This is a genomic window from Neobacillus sp. DHD-1R (assembly GCF_057747995.1).
This window is the reverse complement of record NZ_CM173232.1, coordinates 971536-993212: the sequence shown is the minus strand read 5'-3', so window position 1 is coordinate 993212 and position 21677 is coordinate 971536. Positions and strand designations below refer to the sequence as shown.

The window sequence follows — 21677 nt, the reverse complement described above, 5'->3', positions numbered from 1 at the left end:
TTCTTAAAGTAAACAGTTTTTTAAAATCAATTTTTCTTTTTAATCAATTATTAATGTTTTATTCAGAGATTATACAAGTCCATTTAATATACTTAAAAAGCCCAATTCAAACAGGGAGTAACGAACTATAAATCGCAATCTATATAGCAGCAATTGGGTTCATAAATAAATACTTATTAAATTTTTTGGGGGTAAAAAAATGAAAAGATTAGTAGAGGCAACCATGCAGCGAGCCATACTTATGATTGTATGTGTTGTCATTATTTTAGCATGGGGAGGTATTTCCGCATTCCAGATGCAAAGAGACTATTTGCCTGGGATCAACAATACTACCCTGTCTGTTAGTATGAGAGTACCTGGGTATCAAGCAGCTCAGGTTAAACAGCAAGTGACTGATAATCTGGCAAGTGCCGTCAAAGCAGTAGATGGTTTAGCCAATGTGGAAAGCACATCTTATGACGGTGGATTATTTATGAGTTTGTATTTTCCAATGAATACAGACATGAAACAAGCAGAAGACCAAGTAAATAAAGCCTTGGCAAATGCAGACATTCCATCAACTATTACGAGCACTCCATCGGTAACAAGATTAACAACAAGCTCATTCCCAATTTTGACTTATAGTGTAACCAGTTCAAAATTGGATGAACCGACACTTCGCTCGACAGCAACCCAGGAAATCGTGAAACAATTAAAAGCGGTTCCCGGTGTAGCAGATGTCTCCGTATTTGGGGGAGCAAAGGATGGTTATGTACTAACTGTCCGGATGAAAGACCTTGTAAAAAATGGGCTAACATTGGATGATGTTAATAAATCATTTGCTATGTCTCTGCCAATGATGCCGCAAGGAAACATTGTAAACAATCAGTTATCAATTCCTGTATCTTTTGATGGATTACCATTAACAGAGCAACAAATGGAAAACGCAACGATTAAAAATAAGGAAGGAACAGCCATTCCTGTATCAGCGTTCGGCACCATTTCTCATTCTTTAAATGACGTTAAAACCGTCTCCAGAACAAATGGGGCACCTAGCGTGCAGTTAAATGTAATCAAAACGCCATCGGCTAATATTACGGATGTGGCACAACAAGTAAAAGACCGTGTTGCACACCTTCACTTGGATACGATAAATCCAAAAGATGTATCATTCCAAGTCTTACTTGACCGAGCAAAAGAATTAAACAGCTCTCTTTTTGGATTATTACGAGAAGGATTACTCGGATGCTTATTCTCGATGATATGTGTGTTCTTCTTCTTCCGAAATGTAAAGTCGACATTACTGATTGCGATTTCTTTGCCAATTTCATTGTTAGCAACAACAGCTATCTTGAAATCAATGGGAATTACATTAAATATTTTGACGGTATCTGGTTTAATTGTCGCGATGGGTCGTATTGTCGATGACTCCATTGTTATTTTAGACAATATGTATCGAAAACGGGAAGAATCGAAGGACAAATCTATGCTTTCCATTCTTGCATCATCTGTAACAGAAATGATTCCGGCAATTTTAGGTTCTACTTTAACCACCATTGCTGTTTATATTCCAATAGCGTTTGTGGGTGGTGCCCTTAGTGCTTCGTACAGTGGATTTGCCTGGTCAATCGTAATTGCACTAATCATTTCGTTCTTTGTAGCAATGCTTGTCATCCCTGCCCTTGCTTTTATGGGATGGAAAGGTGGAAACGGGGCAAAACAAACCGTCAAACTCGATTCTAAAATGAAGCCAGTATTGCAATCTGCTTTTAAACATAAAAAAGCAATGATAATTGTTTCTATTTTAGTCTTCTTAGCTGCTGGTATCTATTCAGCTTTTCTTCCAGTAAGTTTATTACCTAGTGGAAAAATCGGCCAAATTGCGATTAAAGCAGAGTTGCCAAAAGGAAGCACATTAATCCAAGTAGATTCTGAAGTACAAAAAATCGAAAAAACATTAAAATCAAATCCAAAAGTCAAAGCTTATTCATCCAATTTCGGGTCTACCATGACACCACAAAGTGATGATGTATTTGACCAAGGTGGAGGATTTATAACCTATCCAAATGTCGCCAACCTTTCAGTTGTTTTGAAAAACGACAAGGATGCTGATTCTGTCATCAAGCAATTACAATCACAATTGCCAACATTATCTAAAGAGGTAACTTATACTGTAACAAGCCAGAACATCTCTGGTGATGATTCTCAAATGAGAATCCTATTTACAGGTTCAGATCAAGCAACTTTGGATAAAGTAGCTCAAGAGGCAAGAACCAACTTATCAAAAATTCCAAACTTAAGTGTAGATGGAAAAGTGGATTTGACAAATGGTTCTACTAAGTACAAATTTACTTTTGATGCGAAGGCCATCCAGGATAAAGGTGTGAAAGTTGCTGACATTTTGGCGATCGTTAATCGTTATATGTCTCAATCAAAGGATGCAACGCTTACAGTCGACCATAAGGCCTTCCCTGTGGACCAATATTTAGACCAAATTGCTTCAGGAACAAATTCTTCTATTACGTTAAATGCTTCTGCGGAGGATGTCTTAGCATCTTTAGAGGCTGAAACGATTAAAGGAACAAATGGTGAAAATGTTCGTTTTGAACAGTTAGCTAAAATTTCAAAAGATACCTCTCCTTCTACGATAAGTGAAAGGGATGGTCAACCGTTCTCCCTTGTAACAGCACAGATTACATCAAATGATATTAGTAATGTTTCAAATCAAGCTGACCAAGCTCTAAGCAACTTGAAACTTCCAAAGGATGTAACGTACTCATTAGGAGGAATTTCTGAACAAGTAAAACAAATGATTTTCGATATGTCCGTCGCCGTTGCTTTTTCTATCCTTCTAGTATTGCTCATTACTTCTTCTATTTTCAAAGGATGGAGAGCACCATTATCGGTTCTTTTAAGTATTCCACTTGCTTTAAGTGGTGTCGTAATCGCATTAATTCTCTTCCACGGTGAATGGAATTTAGCAGCATTAATCGGTATTCTAATGCTTACAGGTATCGTAGTAACCAATGGTATTGTGTTAATTGACAAAATCGAAAGAAATCGAAAAGAAGGAATGTCTGTTAAAGAGGCTATATTAAATGGTAGTCTTTCAAGGATTAGACCGATTTTAATGACAGCAGCAGCAACAGTTCTTACTTTGTTACCACTTGCATTTTCACATAATTCGGATACCGTTATTTCTCAAACGCTTGGGATTGTCGTAATTGGCGGTATGGTAACATCAACAATCAATAGCTTTATTATCATTCCTATCATTTATGAATGGCTGCATAAAAAAGCAGCAATTAAAAACATGAGTACAACAACTCAAAGTAAAATCAGCTAAGGATGATTTAGTTAAATCTTCATAACTTCAACATTGAATCTCCCTAATTTCTGCAAATTTTTATTTTATGATAAAGATATTAAAGAAAGGAGTTGTAGAAGAATGAAAAAATTTGTTGTTGGAATTCTAAGTGCAGCCTTTATTCTTGGAGCTGGCACTGCTGTATTTGCAGCTGGAACTAGCAGCACTGGTGAGGGTGTAAGTTTTGAAAAAATGTTGCCGTTTATGCAAAAAATGCATCCAGAATCTTCAAAGACTGAACTAAAAGACATGTATAAAGCTTGCCATAAAGATAAAGAAATGATGGGTGATTCAAAGGGAAAGGAAATGGATAGTGAAAATATGATGAATAGCTTTTAAGAACGGGGTGTCTATCTATGATGGACATATCGGAATGATGGTGAAAAGGTTTGGTATTCCTACCAGACCTTTTTGGGCTTTCTATTTCTTATTTTTTCTTCCTTTATTCCCTCAATAAAAAACCCGCATAGAATAAAGAATTCTACACAGGTTTAGAAATGTATTAACCCCTAAAAGGTCATAATTAATATTCATTATTATCTCTTAATTAAACTCTGTGCATCATAGGTAATGAGAATAAATAAATATTTGTAATAGCTAGTGCTGTCATAAGTAAGTAATATGGCAGCATCTATCGAAGTAGTACCCCTTGCGCATGATTACAATTTAACTTTTTGTAAACGTAATGCATTGAGAACAACCGATACTGAACTGAACGCCATGGCTGTACCTGCAAGCCATGGAGCAAGGAATCCAAGCGCTGCGATTGGAATACCAAGTGTATTATAGGCAAGAGCCCAAAAAAGGTTTTGCTTAATATTTCTAATTGTTTTTTTACTCATAAAAATGGCATCTGCAATACTATTTAAATCTCCTCGGATAAGGGTTATATCAGCTGCTTCCATTGCAACATCTGTTCCGGTACCAATGGCCATTCCGATATCTGCCAAGGCAAGGGCTGGTGCATCATTTATTCCATCTCCGACCATTGCCACTTTCTTACCTAGTGCCTGGAATTTCTTTATTTCATCTGCCTTACCTTCAGGAAGTACTTCGGCAATCACATTGTCGATCCCAACTTGTGCAGCAATTGCTGTTGCAGTCTGTTGATTATCTCCTGTAATCATAACCACTTCAATACCCATACTCTTAAGTCGACTAATAGCAGATTCCGAGGTCTCTTTAATTGTATCCGCGACGGCCACCATACCTGCATATTGACCATCTATAGCTGCAAGCATGGCTGTTTTCCCCACTTTTTCTAATGCATTCATTTGATCATAGGCATTTTCAACAGGAACGTTATACTTATTCATTAACTTCCTTGTTCCAACTAACAACTCTTTACCATCCACAATTGCTTTTATTCCAAATCCAGGAATGGCCTCAAAGTTCGTAACATCTTTTAAAGGTATACCTTTATCCTTTATTCCTTGAACAATCGCTTGTGCTAGTGGATGCTCTGATTGTTTTTCAGCAGATCCAACCAGTGATAAAAATTCATTTTCTGATTGTGACTCGACCATGAAAACGTCTGTTAAAAGAGGTGTACCGTTAGTAACCGTCCCTGTTTTATCTAAAACAACAGTAGAAATTTTATGCGTCATTTCCAAATGCTCTCCGCCTTTAAACAGAATTCCATATTCCGCTGCTCGACCTGAACCAGCCATGATGGAAGTCGGCGTTGCCAATCCCAATGCACATGGACATGCTATAACAAGGACAGCTATCAATTTCTCTAGAGCTTCAGCAAAATCCCCAGGAGTGACCCAAACATACCAAACTATAAACGTTAAAACCGCAAGCCCAACCACAATAGGGACAAACACGCCGGAAATCTGATCAGCTAGACGTTGGATAGGTGCCTTGGACCCCTGTGCTTCTTCTACTACTTTAATAATTTGCGCCAAAGCCGTATCCCTGCCTACTTTTGTTGCTTCCACTTTTAAAAATCCATTTTTATTGATGGTTGCTCCAATTACTTCATCACCCATTTTTTTATCTACCGGGACGCTTTCACCTGTCAGCATCGACTCATCAATAGCGGAATTACCTTCAACAATTTTACCATCGACTGGAATTTTTTCACCAGGTTTGATATGAAGTATATCACCAACGATTACTTCTTCAATGGGAACTTCCTGTTCTACTCCTTCTCTTTCAATGGTTGCGGTCTTTGCTTGAAGACCCATTAGTTTCTTAATGGCTTCTGATGAACGCCCTTTTGCTTTAGCTTCAAAGAGCTTCCCAAGAATAATTAACGAAATAAGAATGGAACTCGTCTCATAATAGAGTTCTACTGAGTGTGCCATACTTCCGATTGAGAGCAGCGATAGATACAAACTATAAAAATATGCTGCTGATGTACCTAAAGCAACGAGGACATCCATATTGGCGCTTTTATTTTTCAAGGCTTTATAAGCTCCGATATAGAACTGTTTTCCGATATAAAACTGGACTGGAGTAGCCAGTGCAAACTGAACCCACGGATTCATAAATATTTTTGGAACCCAGATGAATGAGGTGAACGAAAAGTGTCCGACCATTGCCCATAAAAGAGGGAATGAAAGGATGGCCGAAAAGATAAACTTTCCAGTTTGTTTTTTAATTTCCTTTTGACGATAATCACTTGTTTCTTTTACATCTTCCTTTATATGAGCACCATAACCGAGGCTTTCGACCTTTTTAATGATTTCCCCTGATGAGAGCACGGCACTGTTATACTCTACAGTTGCTTTTTCAAGTGCCAAATTCACATTTGCTTTCACTACCCCATCTAACTTATTTAAACCTTTTTCAATTCGAGTAGCACAGGCAGCACAGGTCATTCCGGTTATGTCAAATTCGTTTTTTTCATTTACAACATCGTATCCTAAATCCTTTATTTTTTTTTCAATATCTTCTAAATTTATTTTTTCAGGATTATACTTCACATTTGATCTTTCTAAGGCTAGATTAACATTTGCAGTTTCTACGCCGTCTAATTTACTTAGTCCTTTTTCAATCCTTGCAGCACAAGCAGCACAGGTCATTCCACTGATTTGCAAATTTGTTTCCTTTACAGTTTGACTCATAAAAGCCAACTCCTTATACCCTATATAGGTATATTTTTTTGTTAAAAGAACGTGCTATCAGCTAGCACGTCTTTTTTACTATTTATTTCACATCGTAACCTTGGTCATCAATGGTTTCCTTAATCTTTTCTAATGAAACCTCTTGGTTATTAAACTCAACATCCACTTTAGCTGCTTTTAAATCAACTTTAACGGAGCTAACTCCGTTAAGAGCACCAACACTTCCTTCTACTGCTTTCACACAATGACCACATGACATTCCTTGAACATTCAATGTTACCTTTTCCATTTTAAAACTCCCTTTCAGTTCAATGATGGATTTTTTTCCGAATGTTAACGTAACAAATATGACTACTCTAATTATGTTTAATGTTATCAGGATCGTGATTTTTCATTATCACTCCTTCTTTAACTCTATATTACCATACCCCCCTACCCTATGTAAATAAATAAACGTAAATATTAGTAAAGTTTTTTGACCGTTTACAAATGGTGATTCAAGCTCTTTAACTAAATAAAAAATACTTTAACAAATAAATTTGCAGAAAGTAAGGATTTATTCAAAAATCAAAAAAGGGATTGCAACGCAACCCCCTTTCAAAATTAATTGTAATTTTGGTTAATTCATATTTTCAATCAACACGTATTTAATTATTTAGTAGAAAGTTCACTTTCTGTTACCCATTTATGATTTTTCACTTTTTCTCCACCATTAGCCGGATTGTAATCAATCATATATACTGTTGTCTGTTCTGCTGAATCAATTGTCCCCGTTGCCCCCTTCATACCTTCCATGTGGTCAGCTTCTAAGGTAACTTCTGTTCCAGGTTTTAATACTTCACTACCAGCATTCATAATCTCTTCTTGGATTACCCATTTATGGTTTTTCACCTTTTCTCCACCTGTTGTCGGAGTATAGGTAACCACATAGGCGGTTGTATCATATGCCCCCACTATTGTTGCTTTAGCACCCTTCATACCTTCCATATGGTCAGCATTGATTACAGCTTGACTTCCCACTTTATAGGTTGGATTCTCACTTTTCTTTAAACCCTTAGGAATTTCACCAGAGCTTGAATGATCCATATTCATACTTTTATGGTCTGAATTTTTATTCTCATCAGAACTCTTTTCATTGCCAGCACAGGCAGACAACATTAACATCAAAACAACGGAAACGATTCCTGCCATCAATGTTTTACTTTTCATAATTACCTCCTAAAAATTTTGTTAAAAGTATCCTACACCAAAAGTTTGCAGAAATTATGGATTTTTCTATATCCAAGGTAGTAATGTTAGTTCTCAACTAGATAGAGGACTTATAATATTGTTTAATCTGCTTACCATATATACAGTGTCTACCCATTTTTTCACGATAGGATTCATTCTATATTAATATAGAGTAAATTTTTGTTCTCTATAAGAAAAGCCCATAAAAAAAGCGAGAGATATTAAAATATCTCTCGCTGAATTTAAGAATGTGAAATTTATCGCAAAGTTCCATTAAACAATAAATAATTATTCCGGAAGCTTATGAAAAATTACAACTAAACAATCTTCTCATCATATTTTCGCTCATCAAGAACAAATAGGATGCCAAGTTCATAATGATCGCCTTCAAAAAGGGCACGTTGGACAAAGCGGATTTCGCCCCTTGTATCAAGGACATCAAGCTTGCAGTGGGCTCGATTTTTTTGCAGGGCCTCATAAAGGGTTTTTTCATTTTGAACTGCTACACCATTGGCTTTTGTAATGATCTCCCCGACTTGCAGTCCCATCTTACTTGCAGGAGATTCTGGAATAATCCCAATGATCATCAAGCCTTGATTCTTTTTGGAAAAATAAAACGGCAAGCTATCATCCTTCATAATCGCAATTAACGCTAAGGATTCTCGGCCAATAACAGCCAGTGCCGCCACAATGATGGAACTAAGCGGGTACCAAAAACCTGCAATCGAAAGAAGTGAAATCAACACACCGAGTACCATTACCCGACGGCCTTGTAACTGGACCGCTTCCTTTGGCAGCCTCCCCTTCACCTGTTGTTGAAATCCAATTGCAAATGGAACAAGAATTAGCGAGTACTCCTTCGCCCCCAAATGGAAGACCGGCCACCAATCAAACGGAAGCTGGAGGGCATTTCCGGGGATTAACAAAAATAACGGCACCATCCATAGGCGTTTAATTTCATGAACACCTACACTTTGACCTCGCTTACTTTTCGTTAGCTTAGGCGAAGACCCTTTGCTGCCATTTTTAAAAATCAGAATTCCTTCTGCGATCATTAATAGTCCGAGAACGACAATGACAGAAGGATAAATCTTATCACTTATGGAATCAAACGCCTCCGAAATAATCGGAACAGACCAGTTGCTTTCGGCGATGATGATGATCGCGAAAAAGGCAGCTCCCAACGTATAAGCAGGGGACATGAACCGCACATTCGTTGTAAATGACCAAAGCAGCGTAAATCCAGCAATCAGAAGGATGGCTGCAAACGGAACCGTAATTCCTGCTGCAACAAGAACAATAGAAAGGCTCAATCCGATCAGAATGCCGAGTGGAAATATTTGCCGCAGCTCAAAATAGGCATCATGCGCCCGTATATGAAAATTTTTCCGTTCTCGTTTTACCCTCATCACGCCTAAAATCGCGGCTAGGAAAACGCCATAGTATAAAACAGGATGAAGAAATAACTTGCCTGTTCCTTTAAGAAGTTCCACAAGCCATGTTTCTACCATTTCCTGTCACCTGCCTCTATAAAAATTTCTCGTAAATAAAAGTCTCTTAAAGATTATTTTACCAAATTAAGACCATAAAACATATTGCTAGATTCTAGAAAAATTAAAAAGGTCATCAAAATTTATTAACTCTAAATCTTTTTTCCAGCCAAAAATAAAAACAGAGGCCCCTTAGAGCCTCTGCCTGGTTATTTGGTGAGCAACTTTAGTGCCATTTGCAGTTGCAGATCATTTTTCTCTTTTTTCATTTCTTTAACAGCCGCTTCTTCAAGCTTAGCAGCTGTTTTGCTGTCAATTTTTCCTGTTGCCTGCAAGTTATTTTGCTGCTGAAAGCCTCTGACAGCCTTTGTGGTTTCATCGCTAAAGTATCCATCCGTCCGGCCTGGTCCATAACCCAAGCCGTCTAAAATTTCTTGCGCATTCTTAATCTGTTCATTGTTCATGTCCTCAACAAGCGGCTCCTCCAATTGGATCGGATGTGTTTCAAAAATGGCCGGCTGCTTAATCGCTACATCCGGTTTGATCCCTTTTTTGTGAATCCAATTTCCATTTGGGGTCAGCCACTTAGCTAATGTAAGCTTTATATTGCTTCCATCCCCCATAGAGATGGCTTGCTGAACTGTTCCTTTACCAAACGTCGTTTCTCCAACGAGTTGATAGCCTGCCGCCTCTTTCAGGGAACCTGCTAAAATTTCCGATGCTGACGCACTGCCCTTGTTGATCAGGACTAGCACAGGATAATCCTTTTTCTCAGTTATCGTCGAGAAATATCGCTTCTTTTTACCATCGCGCTGTTCTATTTGTACATAAGGCTTATCGTTCGGAATAAATTCTTTTAATATTTCACCAACACTATCTAAAAATCCACCAGGGTTGCCGCGTACATCAAGGATTAACCCCTTAATATGATCATTCTCCAGCGCCTTTAATTCCTTTTTAAAATCAGCAGCGGTATCTTCTGAGAAGGATGTTAATTCAATATAGCCAATTTTCTTTCCATCCTGTTTCTTAATGGAGGAATGAACGGTCTCAAGCGGAATCTCATCCCGTTTCACGTTAATAGACAACGGTTCTTTTAACCCTTTTCTAGCAATCTCCAGCTTAACCGTCGTACCCTTTTTTCCGCGGATCTTGAGAGTTGCTTTATTTAGGTCAAGTCCTTCGACACTCTTTCCATCGACCTTTAAAATTTGGTCATTCGGCTTAATGCCTGCCTTTTCGGCTGGAGAATTTTTAAATGGTGAGACAATCACTATTTTTCCATCGACCATCCCAACCTCAGCGCCAATTCCTTCAAAAGAAGATTCCAACGTTTGTGTGAATTGCTGAGCGGTCGCCTTGTCCATATAGACCGAATAAGGGTCTTTTAAAACGGAAAGCATCCCTTGGATAGCTCCTTCCTCGAGTTTCTCCCCGTCTACTTTTTCAACATAGCGGTTTAAAATGAGATCATAGGCTTGCTCGGCTTTTGCGAGGCCGTCTGTATTTGCCTCCGCATTGGTCGTGGTTTCCTTAGGGGTTACCGCTTGTTCAAGTTTGGAAGCTGCATTCCTTTTATCCATAAAGGTCATTCCAGCATAGGTCCCCCCTGCTCCTGTCAGCAGTGAACCCGTCATTAACAGGGCCATCCATTTACGATTCATTCTAGTCCTCCTCAAGGTAAAAATGCCTGTCCTAACTATTTGGATGAACGGGCATCTAATTCCTTCCCGATATTAACTTATATGTTAGAAGTGGACTAGATATGAGTAAAAGAAAAGCAGAAGCGCCCTGGTCAGCGGCGTATGGCCTGGAGCGCTCCAACTGAGATAAAGGAAACACGAAGAGCCGGAGGCGATTCGATGTTGACTTATCGTAGGGCGGAGAGCGAAGGACACTAGCCGCTAGGGCGCTCCTCGGAAAAGCTAACGCTTTTCCTTCGTGCGAAGTAATGCTTCCGAAGCTTACTCTTGTGGAGCTAGACAATTTTCGAGGTCAAAATTTATAATTTTTTATATAAAAAAAGAAGAAGCAAAAGCTTCTCCCTTTTCAAGATTATAGTGGCACGATGCCCATAGGATTAATCGCAGAATGGAATGCCCATTTGCCCTTATACAGTTCAAAGTGCAGGTGCTGTCCTTGAGAATCGCCGGTGTTGCCCATGATCCCGATTTGTTGTCCTTTTTTCACAGTGGTTCCTTCAGACACCATTCTTGTTCGCATATGTGCATAAACGGTGGTATAAGTTTGTCCATTAATATTGTGTAAAATATACACTACATTTCCATAGCTTGATGAGTAATGCGAGACATAGACCTGTCCATCTGCGGCCGCTACAATTGGCACTGTCCCACCTTGGGCAATGTCAACACCATAGTGGAAAGTACCCCAGCGTCCCCCGAAAGTTGAAGTTATAGTGCCCGCTGCTGGTCTTGTGAAGCTTCCACCTGAAACCTGTGGGGCTGGGGCCGGGGCTGGGGCAACGGTATTGCTGCTGCCGCCACTGCTTGCTTTTGCCGCTGCATTTCGTTTCGCTTGAGCCGCTGCTTGAGCCGCTGCTTCAGCTGCCGCTTTAGCCTGACGTTCTTTCTCTAGTTCAAGTGATTTCTGAATGGCTATTTCTTGAGCAGCAAGAATTTGCTCCTGCTCATTTAAATCCATTGCATATTCTTTTGTTTCCTGTTCTTGAGTAGCCAAACTTGCTAATAGTTTATCCTTTTCTTCCATTTGAACCTTTAATTGTTCATTCAACTTATTTAGTTCTGCTAGCATTGTTTTTAAGCTTTCAGCATCTTTTTCCAATTGGTCTTGTTTCTGCTCAAGTGCCAATTTGTCAGCTTCCTGCTGTTTTAAAATTTCCTGATCCGCCTGCACGATAGTTGCTACAGCATTAGCACGATCAACAAAATCACTAAAGCTGGTTGAGCCCATTAAGACATCCAAATAATTGACCACACCGCCTGTTTCCTGATAACTGCGAGCACGATCCTTCAATAATTCATTACGCTTTTCGATCCGCGCCATAATGACCTTTGTTTCCTCTTGGAGCTTAGTAATTTCTGCTTTAGTTTCTTCTATTTTAGTAGTTTTTTCATTTATTTTATTAGTTGCATCCGTAATTGCATAATCAAGACGTTCTTTTTCACTCTTTACATCTTCCTGCTGTTTTTGGAGATTACTAATTTTATCGTTTGCTTGATTAAGATTAGATTTTATATCAGAACGCTGTTCTTGAATTTTGTTTTTTTCACCATTAAGACCGGAGATTGATTCAGCTTCAGTTTTTACAGAAGCTCCCCCAAAAAAAGTCCCCAGTCCCACTGTGGTTGCCATGGTTAACGTTAGTACTGTCTTTCTCATTTACGATTTTTCTCCTCCCACTGTCTATGTATGAATACAATCATTATAGGGGAGGACAAAACGTTTCGTCCTCCCATCATTAACCTAAACTTTTAAGAATTTCCGTACGGACATTACACTGCCCCATATGCCAATCAAGGCCCCCATCAAAATTAAAACACCAGAAACCTGATAGACAAACGGGTCAAATGGCAGTACCTTAATAAAGGTACCCTCTAGTTTCGGGCCGATATAATCGTAGGCACGGTAGTAGGCAATTGAAATCAGGATAATTGGTAAAATTGACCCAAGAATCCCAAGCCATAAACCTTCCAAAAAGAACGGCCAGCGAATAAAGGTATTCGTCGCTCCAACTAATCTCATAATCTTAATTTCTCTCCGTCTAGCAATAATAGTAATTCTAATTGTATTGGAGATTAAGAAGATAGCTGTAAAGAACAACCCAATAATTAAGACGATTCCCACGTTTCTGCTCGCATTAATAAACTTAAATAATTTTTCAACCTTGCCTTGCCCATATTTTACTTTTGCTACGAAATTGGCTTTTTCTATCTTTTTAGCCACTTTCATCGTATCTGTCGGGTTTTTCGTTTTTACGATAAATACATCGTTAAGCGGATTATCCTGTTCAAAAAGCTTAAAGGCTTTTCCATCTTCACCAAGACTCTCCACTAGGTTATCTAGTTCTGCCTTTTTAGGTGAATAGATAACACTTTTTACCTCAGGCATACTTTCAATCGTCGTTTTTAATGATTGCTGGTCTTGCTGGTTTGCAGCAACGTCGATGTGAACGCGAATTTGCACGTCCTCTTCGATGGTTTGGGCCACCCTGTTAAGATTCATCATAATAACGAAAAAGACACCGACTAAAATTAAAGTAACGGTAACAGCACTAACGGATGCAAAGGTCATCCAGCCATTTCTTTTAATACTTTTTAAGCTTTCACGGGCGTGACGGCCAAGTGTTCTAATTTTCATAACCGTAATCACCTCTTAGTTCATCACGCGCTATTTTTCCGCCTTCAATGGCAATAACGCGATGCTTTAATGTATTTACAATCTCCCTGTTATGGGTTGCCATAACAATCGTTGTGCCGCTAGTATTAATTTCTTCAAAGATATTCATAATCTCCCATGACGTTTCAGGATCAAGGTTCCCCGTTGGCTCATCTGCAATGACAACCTTCGGTGAGTTGACAATCGAGCGGGCAATTGACACACGCTGCTGTTCACCGCCAGAAAGCTCTGTAGGAAGCATTTTGATTTTATGCTTTAAACCAACCAGTTCAAGAACTTCCATCACTCGTTTTCTAATGAATTTCGGTGATGCTTCAATTACTTCAAGAGCAAAGGCTACATTTTCATAGACAGTTAGCGTTGGAAGGAGCTTAAAGTCCTGGAAAACAACACCAAGGTTTCTTCTGAATATGGGCACCTTTTTCATTTTTAATTTGGCGAGATTAACACCATTCATCGTGATGGTCCCTGAAGTTGGTACTTCTTCCCGGTACATCATTTTAATAAAGGTCGATTTACCAGCACCACTCGGGCCGACAACATAAACAAATTCGCCCTGATTAATCCGGACGTCTATTCCATTAATGGCTGTGACACCATTCGGATACTTTTTATATACTTCTTGCAGTTCTATCATTTTTATCACCTATCGTTAAAGGATATGTCGATAGTGGAAATTCGACAAAAATCTTCGTGTATTTGCAAAATGGACTAAAATCGCAAAGAATATGTGCATAATTTCGCATAGACCCATTATAACATCATAATTTGCTAAAAAAACCGATAAAATTATTACAGTTTCTTTTCAATGTAAACAAAACTCGACAAATTTCTCTATCTTTCGAATAATAAAAACACTCTGCTATTTCAACAGAGTGTTTTGGATAGATTTATTTTTTGGCTGCGAGCCAATCTGCAATCGTATTAGCATCATCGCCGGATACTAAGTTTGCGGGCATTCCGCCTGCTTTTCCATTTTTAAGAATGTCTAAAATTTCATCTTTTGAATATCGTGATCCAACCTGTGTAAGGTTTGGACCCATGGCCCCTTTAAGATCTCCACCGTGACAGCTTGAGCACTTTTGATCGTAAATCTTTTGAGCGTCTCCTGCTTGAGCGGTGTCAGTACCACCTGTGCCCTTGTCAGTTGCATTATCATTGCCGCCGCCACACGCAGCAAGACTCATAACTAGCGAGATTCCTACCATGAATGTTCCTAGTTTTTTCTTCATCGTCATAGCTATACCCCCTTTGTGGAAATATTTCCATCATAGTGTTATTATACCAACCCTACACCCTTTTGAAACCCTCACCGAGTACTTCTGCCGCATCCATTACTACTACAAATGCTGTTGGATCAAGGGTTTTAACTAAATGTTTCAATTTTGTGAACTCCGTTTGATCCACTACACACATTAGAACGGGACGTTCATGATCGGTAAAACCCCCATATGCTGATAGTTTTGTCACACCGCGGTCAATTTTATTCAAAATTCCTTCACGAACTTCTTCTTGCTTACTCGTAATAATCATTGCCATTTTTGAGCGGCCAAAGCCAACCTGTATGAGGTCAATCGTTTTACTTGTCACATAGAGGGCGATTAAGGCATACAGGCCCCTCTCAATATCAAAAACAATTGCTGCAGCTAGGACGATTAATCCATCAATCAGGACGACACACCTGCCCAATGTAAAACCAGTATATTTATTGATAATCTGAGCGGCAAGGTCGGTCCCGCCTGTTGAAGCGTTTCCTCTAAAAACAATACCGAGGCCAAGTCCAACACCAATTCCTCCAAACAATGCGCCGAGCAATGCGTCATTTGTCCATGGTTCCCAATCGTTAGTCAAAAAAACAATAAACGGTAAAAAGATCGTACCGACTAGCGTTTTCACACCAAAATGCTTCCCTAATAAAATTACACCGGCAATAAATAAGGGAATATTAAGGGCCCACTGTACGTATGCCGGTTCCCATCCTAACATCGTCTTTAAAATGGTACTAATCCCGCTTACTCCCCCTGACGCCACTTGGTTAGGTAGTAAAAACACGTTAAAAGTCAGTCCTATTATGGCAGAACCCATAAGAACAAATAGATAATCAATCGTCATTCTTAATTTCGGATAGGTTTCTGTTAGATTGCTTACTATATTCATTTAACATTTTCTCCTCAAAAAATTCTTTATGTACTGTCAACCGATAGTGAGTATAGCATTGGTCTAATAGTGTGTAAATGCCAGTAAGCTGACGCGATGAAGTATTAAAATTTCTATTAGCATTTACCATAGAAGTCGTTTTCATAAAAAGTGACTTTGAGCTACGATTAATCAACAATAAATATCTATCAGAAATTGATCCTTCCAATAGAAAAGCCTTTGCCGAACATGTCGACAAAGGCCTTTCTTTTTGATTATGAAATTCTCGAACGCAAATAAGCATTAATAAACTGATCCAAATCGCCATCCATGACCGCCTGAACATTCCCGCTCTCGGTACTGGTCCGGTGGTCTTTAACCATGGAATAAGGGTGGAAGACGTAGGAACGGATTTGACTGCCCCAGCCAATTTCCTTTTGTTCACCACGGATTTCTAGAAGTTCCTGTTCCTGCTTTTCAATTTCTAATTGATAAAGCTTGGCTTTTAGCATTTTCATCGCTGCCTCGCGGTTTTTTATTTGAGAACGTTCGGCTTGGCAAGTGACGACAACTCCAGTTGGTGTATGGGTAATCCGCACGGCCGAGTCAGTGGTATTGATATGCTGTCCACCTGCTCCTGTTGCACGATAGGAGTCTATTTTTAGATCTTCCGTACGGATATCTACGTGAATTTCATCATTAAATTCAGGCATAACTTCACATGAAACAAACGATGTATGACGTCGGCCTGAGGCATCAAACGGCGAAATCCGGACAAGCCGGTGAACCCCTTTTTCTGCTTTCAGGTACCCATAGGCATTATGGCCTTTAATCGAAAGGGTCACACTCTTAATTCCAGCTTCATCGCCTGGAAGATAATCGAGCGTCTCGACCTTAAAGCCTTTTTTCTCTGCCCAACGAGTATACATCCGCAGCAGCATCGATCCCCAGTCCTGAGACTCTGTTCCGCCTGCACCCGGGTGAAGCTCTAAAATCGCATTATTTTTATCATACTCCTCACTCAAAAGAAGCTGCAGTTCAAATTGACCCAAACGGTTTGTTAAATGCTGCATCTCTTCTTCCAGCTCGGCACGCAATTCTTCGTCATTTTCTTCTTTTACAAGTTCATATGTCAATTCCAGATTCTCATAGGAATCATTTAACTCTGTAAACTCATTGACCTGGTCTTTTAAGCCATTTGCTTCGCTGATGACTGCCTGTGCTTTCTCTTGATCATTCCAAAAATCAGGATGAAGCATCTCATCATCTAGCTCTGCAATCCTAGCTTCCTTATTTTCGAGGTCAAAGAGACCCCCTAAAGTCCACTAATTTTTTTGCTGTTTTCTCAAGTTCATTACGTATTTCTGCTAATTCCATTATCGTCACCTCTATAAAAAATTAAATATTCACGATTTGTAATACAGTTTATTCAAATAAATTAGGTCAGTTCCTTATCCATTATAGCGTGAAAACCACACAAAATTCAAAGCTTGACCATTAATTGCACATTTATCTGCCCTTTTTCCTTCAAATACTCTTCGTTATCTCTTTGGATACCACAAAAAACCCTTACCAACATCTTAGAGGAAAGCGAAAATTCTATCAAATTTCCTTAGTATTTATATATTTCAAACTGTCAAAAATGGTACTATTAAATAAGTAACAAGCAGGAAAATAAATCATTCATTCAGTGACCCTACATAAAAAATACCGTTAGTCTTCAAACCGGGAGACTGGAAAGCGAAAATACATAGACTGTTAAAAGGAGCCAAGTGAGATGGAGAAAATAAAACGCAATGAACCATGTCCATGCGGGAGTGGAAAAAAGTATAAAAATTGTTGCGGGGCAAATGAGGCGATATCCATCACCGGGATTATTGAAAAAGAAATGGATGAACTGCAAAAACAACTCCTCCAATTTGCATACTTCCACTTTGGTCATGAAATACAAGAGGATTTTGAGCTTCTAGAAGAAATGCTTAACGTGCAAAATGAGCAAGAGCAGGAGTTTTACGAGTTAGTCCATTCCATTTGGTTTTCTCTTTTTGAAGGCTTAGATGACGGAGAAACAATCGTCGAAAAATTTATTGCAGCTGAAGGAGGAAAAATCAAACGCCCGAAGCTGAAGCAAATTTTACAATCATGGGCATTTGCTAGAATCATTGCGGGAAAAGTGCTTCGTGTTGAAAATAACAGGCTGACAGTCGAAGATGGCCTTTCAATGGAACAATTAGATGCAACCTTTGCCGATGTGCCACTCACCATAGAAGAAGGTTCTTTCTTTATGGGAATCTTACTCCCCTATGAGCAAAATTATGTTTTTTTTCCAACACCGTTTGAATTGCCAGATTTGAAACCGGAGCATGCTTTTTCCTACATTGAAGACAGCAGCATAGAGGCTGATTATGATTCTCCCCAGGAATATTTGACTGACTTTTTTATGGAAGTATTAAGCGAATTACCCATGATTGGCGGTCTGCTTGAAGTCGATGATATAGACTGGCCTGCTCCTATTTACAAAGAAGTGGCCGATCTCTTCAAAGAGAAAATGGAAATGCTTGTCCCTCCGCCTGTTGTGGATACAGGAGTGATTCTCTGGCATAATTTTTGCCAAAAGAAACAAAAACGGATTCAAAATCCAAATCTATATGCCGCCGCCCTCCATTATTTATTATTAATGATAGCTCCTGGGGCAGAAACTGTGACACAAAAAGAACTGGCAAAGACATATGGTGTTTCTGCTAATAGTATATCTTCGATTGTATCGGAGCTTGAATCAGAATTAGCCGAAGATATTGCCGAATTAATCGACCTTGTTTATGGTGACTTTCAGCCTTCTATTATCCCACCCATGGAGAAGGCTTCTGTTATTGAATTCCCTAAAAGTCCAAGGAATAGCGTAGATCAACCTAGTTCACCAGCCTCAAACGTAACAGCACTTCCTAGTAACGAAAAATCCAAGGTAAAAACGGTGCGTAAGGTATCTAGACGCGACGAGGAACGTGCTCGGAACTTAATCTATGACGCTTTACAAACAGATGGAAAACAACGTTATAAGCTCGCAGAAGAGGCACTAACATTGAATCCTAATTGTGTTGATGCCTATGTCATCCTTGCTGAAAAAACGAAAAGCTTGGAAGAAGCCATCTTACTTTACGAAAAGGGCATTCAAGCCGGCGAAAGAGAACTAGGCAAAGCCTTTTTCAAGGAAAACAAAGGTTATTTCTGGGGTCTGGTTGAAACTAGACCATTTATGCGAGCCAAGCTTCATTATGCTGAGGCCCTTTCACTAATAGGAAAAGTACATAAGGCGGTGCAGCAATACGAAGAATTACTCGAATTAAATCCAATGGATAACCAAGGTGTCCGCTACTCTTTATTTGTAGCCTATATCGATTTGGGTGACTATAAAAAGGCCCGCTATCTCCTTGAACATTATGAGGAAGCAACCGCTCAAGGCTTATACAACCAGCTTTTGCTGGAGCTGCATGAGAATGGCTTTACGGCCAGAGCTGCAACTCTGCTTAAAAGGGCAAAGAAAGAGAATAAACATGTCATTGCCTACCTAACTGGCAAAAAACGGCTCCCCGCTTATCCGCCCGACTATTATGGCTTTGGCGATGAAAACGAAGCGATTGTTTATGCAGATATGCATTTGCAGCTGTGGCGGAAGATCGAGGGGCTGGGGGAATGGTTGAAGGGGAAATAGATTAATCCAACTCCCCCTCCCTTTGGGTTCCTACATTTCATATAAATAACCACGAGAGGTTAATAAGCTCTCGTGGTTATTTTTGTTTATGGAGTTGTTGTTGGATCTACACCTGGCAATGGAGCATGTGCTGCACTCATTGATTTCTCTCTAAACGTGCTATATGTCTTTGTCTGGTCGCTATGACATTCGGAACATGCCCAGCTGTCATCAATCTGATGTCCTGGGGTATCTAGATCAATAGCTGCCTTCTTACCATATATTTCTGTTCCTTTAGTGTGGCAATTCAAACAAAAATTACGCTCATTTCCTTCATTCCATGCAGTACCAATTGTATTAAAATGATCTTCTGCAGGCAATGTAGGATTATTCCCCAGTATTTCTCTTAAGTTAAACAGGTTGTTTGACCCATGTGTTTCATGACATTCAGCACAAGGAATGGGGCCATTCAACAGACTGCCGTCCCTTTGGATTTGTTGGTCTGCAGCTAACACAAAATTATGTCCTGAATTCTGTTTTAGGTAATTCGTTTCTATATCTGCCAGTTTAGGATCCTTCACGCTCTTTTCAGCATTATGGCATCTCAAGCACAAAGAATAATCAGATATAGTCTTAAGAGTAGGATCTGTTAATTTATTTGATATAGTTCCACTAGCGGTTAAGGATTTTTTATAGGCAAGTGTTTCCTGTTTTCCTTTATCAGAACTGATGTTATTGAAATCAATATAGTCATGGCACGAATCACAAGAAACATCCAGACTGTCAACTGTAGGAGTTTCAAGCCCCACTTCAGGATGTGCCTCATTGTGTGTGTACACATAATGATCTTTTAACAAGTTAGGATTGTTTTCAGACCATTCTAAATGTGGATTATGGCAACTCGTACATGATTCTGGCTGCTTTAATGCATTAGTTCCATCAGCAGTATAATCAATAGGATTATTATGACGGTACTTACTATCATTTTTTTCAATAATTGGCGCATTCATAGTACCATCATGACAGGCCATACAATAGTTCTGTGAAGGATTATCAGCAGGCTGTCCAGCTGCTAGCTCTTCTTTGAATGTATTTTGGTAATATCCACCATTTTTAGAATCATGTGTACTATGGCACGCAGCACACATATTTGTATTTGATTGATAATGTCCATGCGGATTAGACGATGAATGCCTTATCGGATTATCTGGATCAGACCATTCGACACTCGTCATTGTAGTGAATTTAAAAAGCTTTGAAAAAATTGGATTGTCTAAATCATCCACAAGTTCTCGATCGATGTACACCAAATAGGTTTTATTTATTTTTAACTCAGAACTATTTGGTTTAAAGATAATGTCGTAATAATACTTTCCGTTTCGAACAGGAAGTTCATTTATTTCCGTAGTTCCTTGTATTGTATCTGGTCCCAATAATATCTTAATCGGGTTATAGTTATTCGTTTCTACTTTACTTTTGAGTTGATCCATCTTTTGATCATCAACAACAGCGATTTTTATTTTTGCATCAAGTGGAACATTTGTTAAATCTTCTCCCTTTCTCTCTGTGCCATCAGCAAGGATGATACTAGTTTCTGTAACATAGGGTCTAGTAAATGCTAAAGAAAAATTAATAGATGCCTCTGAAACCTCACTTGTTGGTGGATATTTAATTTCAACAGTGATGTTATGATTACCCTCTTCTAATGAGGTTGGTGAGAATGTCCATTTCTTAGGTGTACTGCTTTCATCCACGGTCCATTCAGTTTGGTTTGTGATCGAATCTGATATGATCTTTCCATTATCAGATGCTGTAAAAAGCAAATCAGTTTTGGAAACAGTACCTGCAGTATAAATACCTGAGATTACAACATGTTTTGAATTTAGCACCTCATTTACCAATGGAGATTGTATGGAAATAGTAGGTGTAATAGCAGCAACAGTTGAAATGGTTACAGTAAAGGTAATTGATACAGTCGATACTTCGTTAGTTACCGTATTTTTAATCTCTAAGGAAAAATTATGATTCCCCTCTTGTAAAGAGGAAGATGTGAAAGACCAAGTCTTAGGAGTACTGCTTTCATCAACAGTCCATTCAGCTTGGTTTGTAATCGAATCTGATATGATCACTCCGTTATCATATGCTGTAAAAAGCAAATCAGTTTTGGAAATATTATCAGCGATATATGTTCCTGAGATCACAACATCATTTGAATTAAGCTCAGCCCCAGTTGATGGGGATTCAATTGTTATTGTAGGTTGACTGCCACTTGCTGAGTATACATTGATAGAATGAAATGAAAAGGTTGAAGTTACTATTAATAAAATGATTAAAAA

The 21677-nt window shown here is 38.9% G+C and carries 15 protein-coding genes; 3 read left to right on the top strand and 12 right to left on the bottom strand.

What is annotated here, in order from left to right; all coding sequences use genetic code 11:
• Positions 1-199: 199 nt before the first annotated feature.
• Positions 200-3325, top strand: coding sequence for an efflux RND transporter permease subunit (locus AC3ANL_RS04580; protein WP_488328084.1), 3126 nt, complete (start codon positions 200-202; stop codon positions 3323-3325).
• A gap of 102 nt (positions 3326-3427) precedes the next feature.
• A complete protein-coding gene (locus tag AC3ANL_RS04575) occupies positions 3428-3685 on the top strand; it encodes a hypothetical protein (protein ID WP_488328083.1) in 258 nt (85 codons plus the stop codon).
• A 320-nt stretch (positions 3686-4005) separates the two neighbouring features.
• Here AC3ANL_RS04575 and AC3ANL_RS04570 read toward each other — a convergent pair whose 3' ends face one another.
• From AC3ANL_RS04570 to prfB, 11 genes are all read right to left on the bottom strand, one after another.
• Entirely contained in the window at positions 4006-6420 is a 2415-nt protein-coding gene (locus tag AC3ANL_RS04570) for a heavy metal translocating P-type ATPase (protein WP_488328082.1), read from the bottom strand.
• Positions 6421-6502: 82 nt separating this feature from the next.
• Positions 6503-6709, bottom strand: coding sequence for a copper chaperone CopZ (copZ, locus tag AC3ANL_RS04565; RefSeq protein WP_488328081.1), 207 nt, complete (start codon positions 6707-6709; stop codon positions 6503-6505).
• A 362-nt stretch (positions 6710-7071) separates the two neighbouring features.
• Entirely contained in the window at positions 7072-7629 is a 558-nt protein-coding gene (locus AC3ANL_RS04560; protein WP_488328080.1) for a YdhK family protein, read from the bottom strand.
• Positions 7630-7967: 338 nt separating this feature from the next.
• Positions 7968-9161, bottom strand: a complete 1194-nt coding sequence (locus tag AC3ANL_RS04555; RefSeq protein WP_488328079.1) for a PDZ domain-containing protein — start codon at positions 9159-9161, stop codon at positions 7968-7970.
• A gap of 188 nt (positions 9162-9349) precedes the next feature.
• Positions 9350-10804: a S41 family peptidase gene (locus AC3ANL_RS04550; RefSeq protein ID WP_488328078.1), complete on the bottom strand. Its 1455-nt coding sequence runs from the start codon at positions 10802-10804 to the stop codon at positions 9350-9352.
• A 391-nt stretch (positions 10805-11195) separates the two neighbouring features.
• Positions 11196-12500, bottom strand: a complete 1305-nt coding sequence (locus AC3ANL_RS04545) for a murein hydrolase activator EnvC family protein (RefSeq protein WP_488328077.1) — start codon at positions 12498-12500, stop codon at positions 11196-11198.
• An 84-nt stretch (positions 12501-12584) separates the two neighbouring features.
• Positions 12585-13478 carry a permease-like cell division protein FtsX gene (ftsX, locus tag AC3ANL_RS04540; protein WP_488328076.1) on the bottom strand — a complete coding sequence of 298 codons (894 nt, stop codon included), beginning with the start codon at positions 13476-13478 and terminating at the stop codon, positions 12585-12587.
• Positions 13468-14154, bottom strand: a complete 687-nt coding sequence (ftsE, locus tag AC3ANL_RS04535) for a cell division ATP-binding protein FtsE (RefSeq protein WP_488328075.1) — start codon at positions 14152-14154, stop codon at positions 13468-13470. Before ftsE ends, ftsX begins: the two co-directional genes overlap by 11 nt.
• A gap of 253 nt (positions 14155-14407) precedes the next feature.
• On the bottom strand, positions 14408-14749 hold the full coding sequence (gene cccB, locus AC3ANL_RS04530; protein ID WP_488329652.1) for a cytochrome c551: 342 nt from the start codon (positions 14747-14749) through the stop codon (positions 14408-14410).
• A gap of 58 nt (positions 14750-14807) precedes the next feature.
• Positions 14808-15629, bottom strand: a complete 822-nt coding sequence (locus AC3ANL_RS04525; RefSeq protein WP_488329651.1) for a YitT family protein — start codon at positions 15627-15629, stop codon at positions 14808-14810.
• A 299-nt stretch (positions 15630-15928) separates the two neighbouring features.
• Positions 15929-17030, bottom strand: a protein-coding gene (gene prfB, locus AC3ANL_RS04520; RefSeq protein ID WP_488328074.1) for a peptide chain release factor 2 whose coding sequence is annotated in 2 segments (ribosomal slippage) — positions 15929-16957 and positions 16959-17030 — 1101 coding nt in all. Because the reading frame shifts where the segments join, the coding sequence is not laid out codon by codon here.
• 400 nt (positions 17031-17430) lie between these two features.
• Here prfB and AC3ANL_RS04515 point away from each other — a divergent pair.
• Entirely contained in the window at positions 17431-19362 is a 1932-nt protein-coding gene (locus tag AC3ANL_RS04515) for an SEC-C metal-binding domain-containing protein (protein WP_488328073.1), read from the top strand.
• Between the two features lie 86 nt (positions 19363-19448).
• Here AC3ANL_RS04515 and AC3ANL_RS04510 read toward each other — a convergent pair whose 3' ends face one another.
• The gene (locus tag AC3ANL_RS04510) at positions 19449-21542 is read right to left on the bottom strand and encodes a hypothetical protein (RefSeq protein WP_488328072.1); all 2094 of its coding nucleotides are present in this window, start codon (positions 21540-21542) and stop codon (positions 19449-19451) included.
• Positions 21543-21677: the final 135 nt, after the last annotated feature.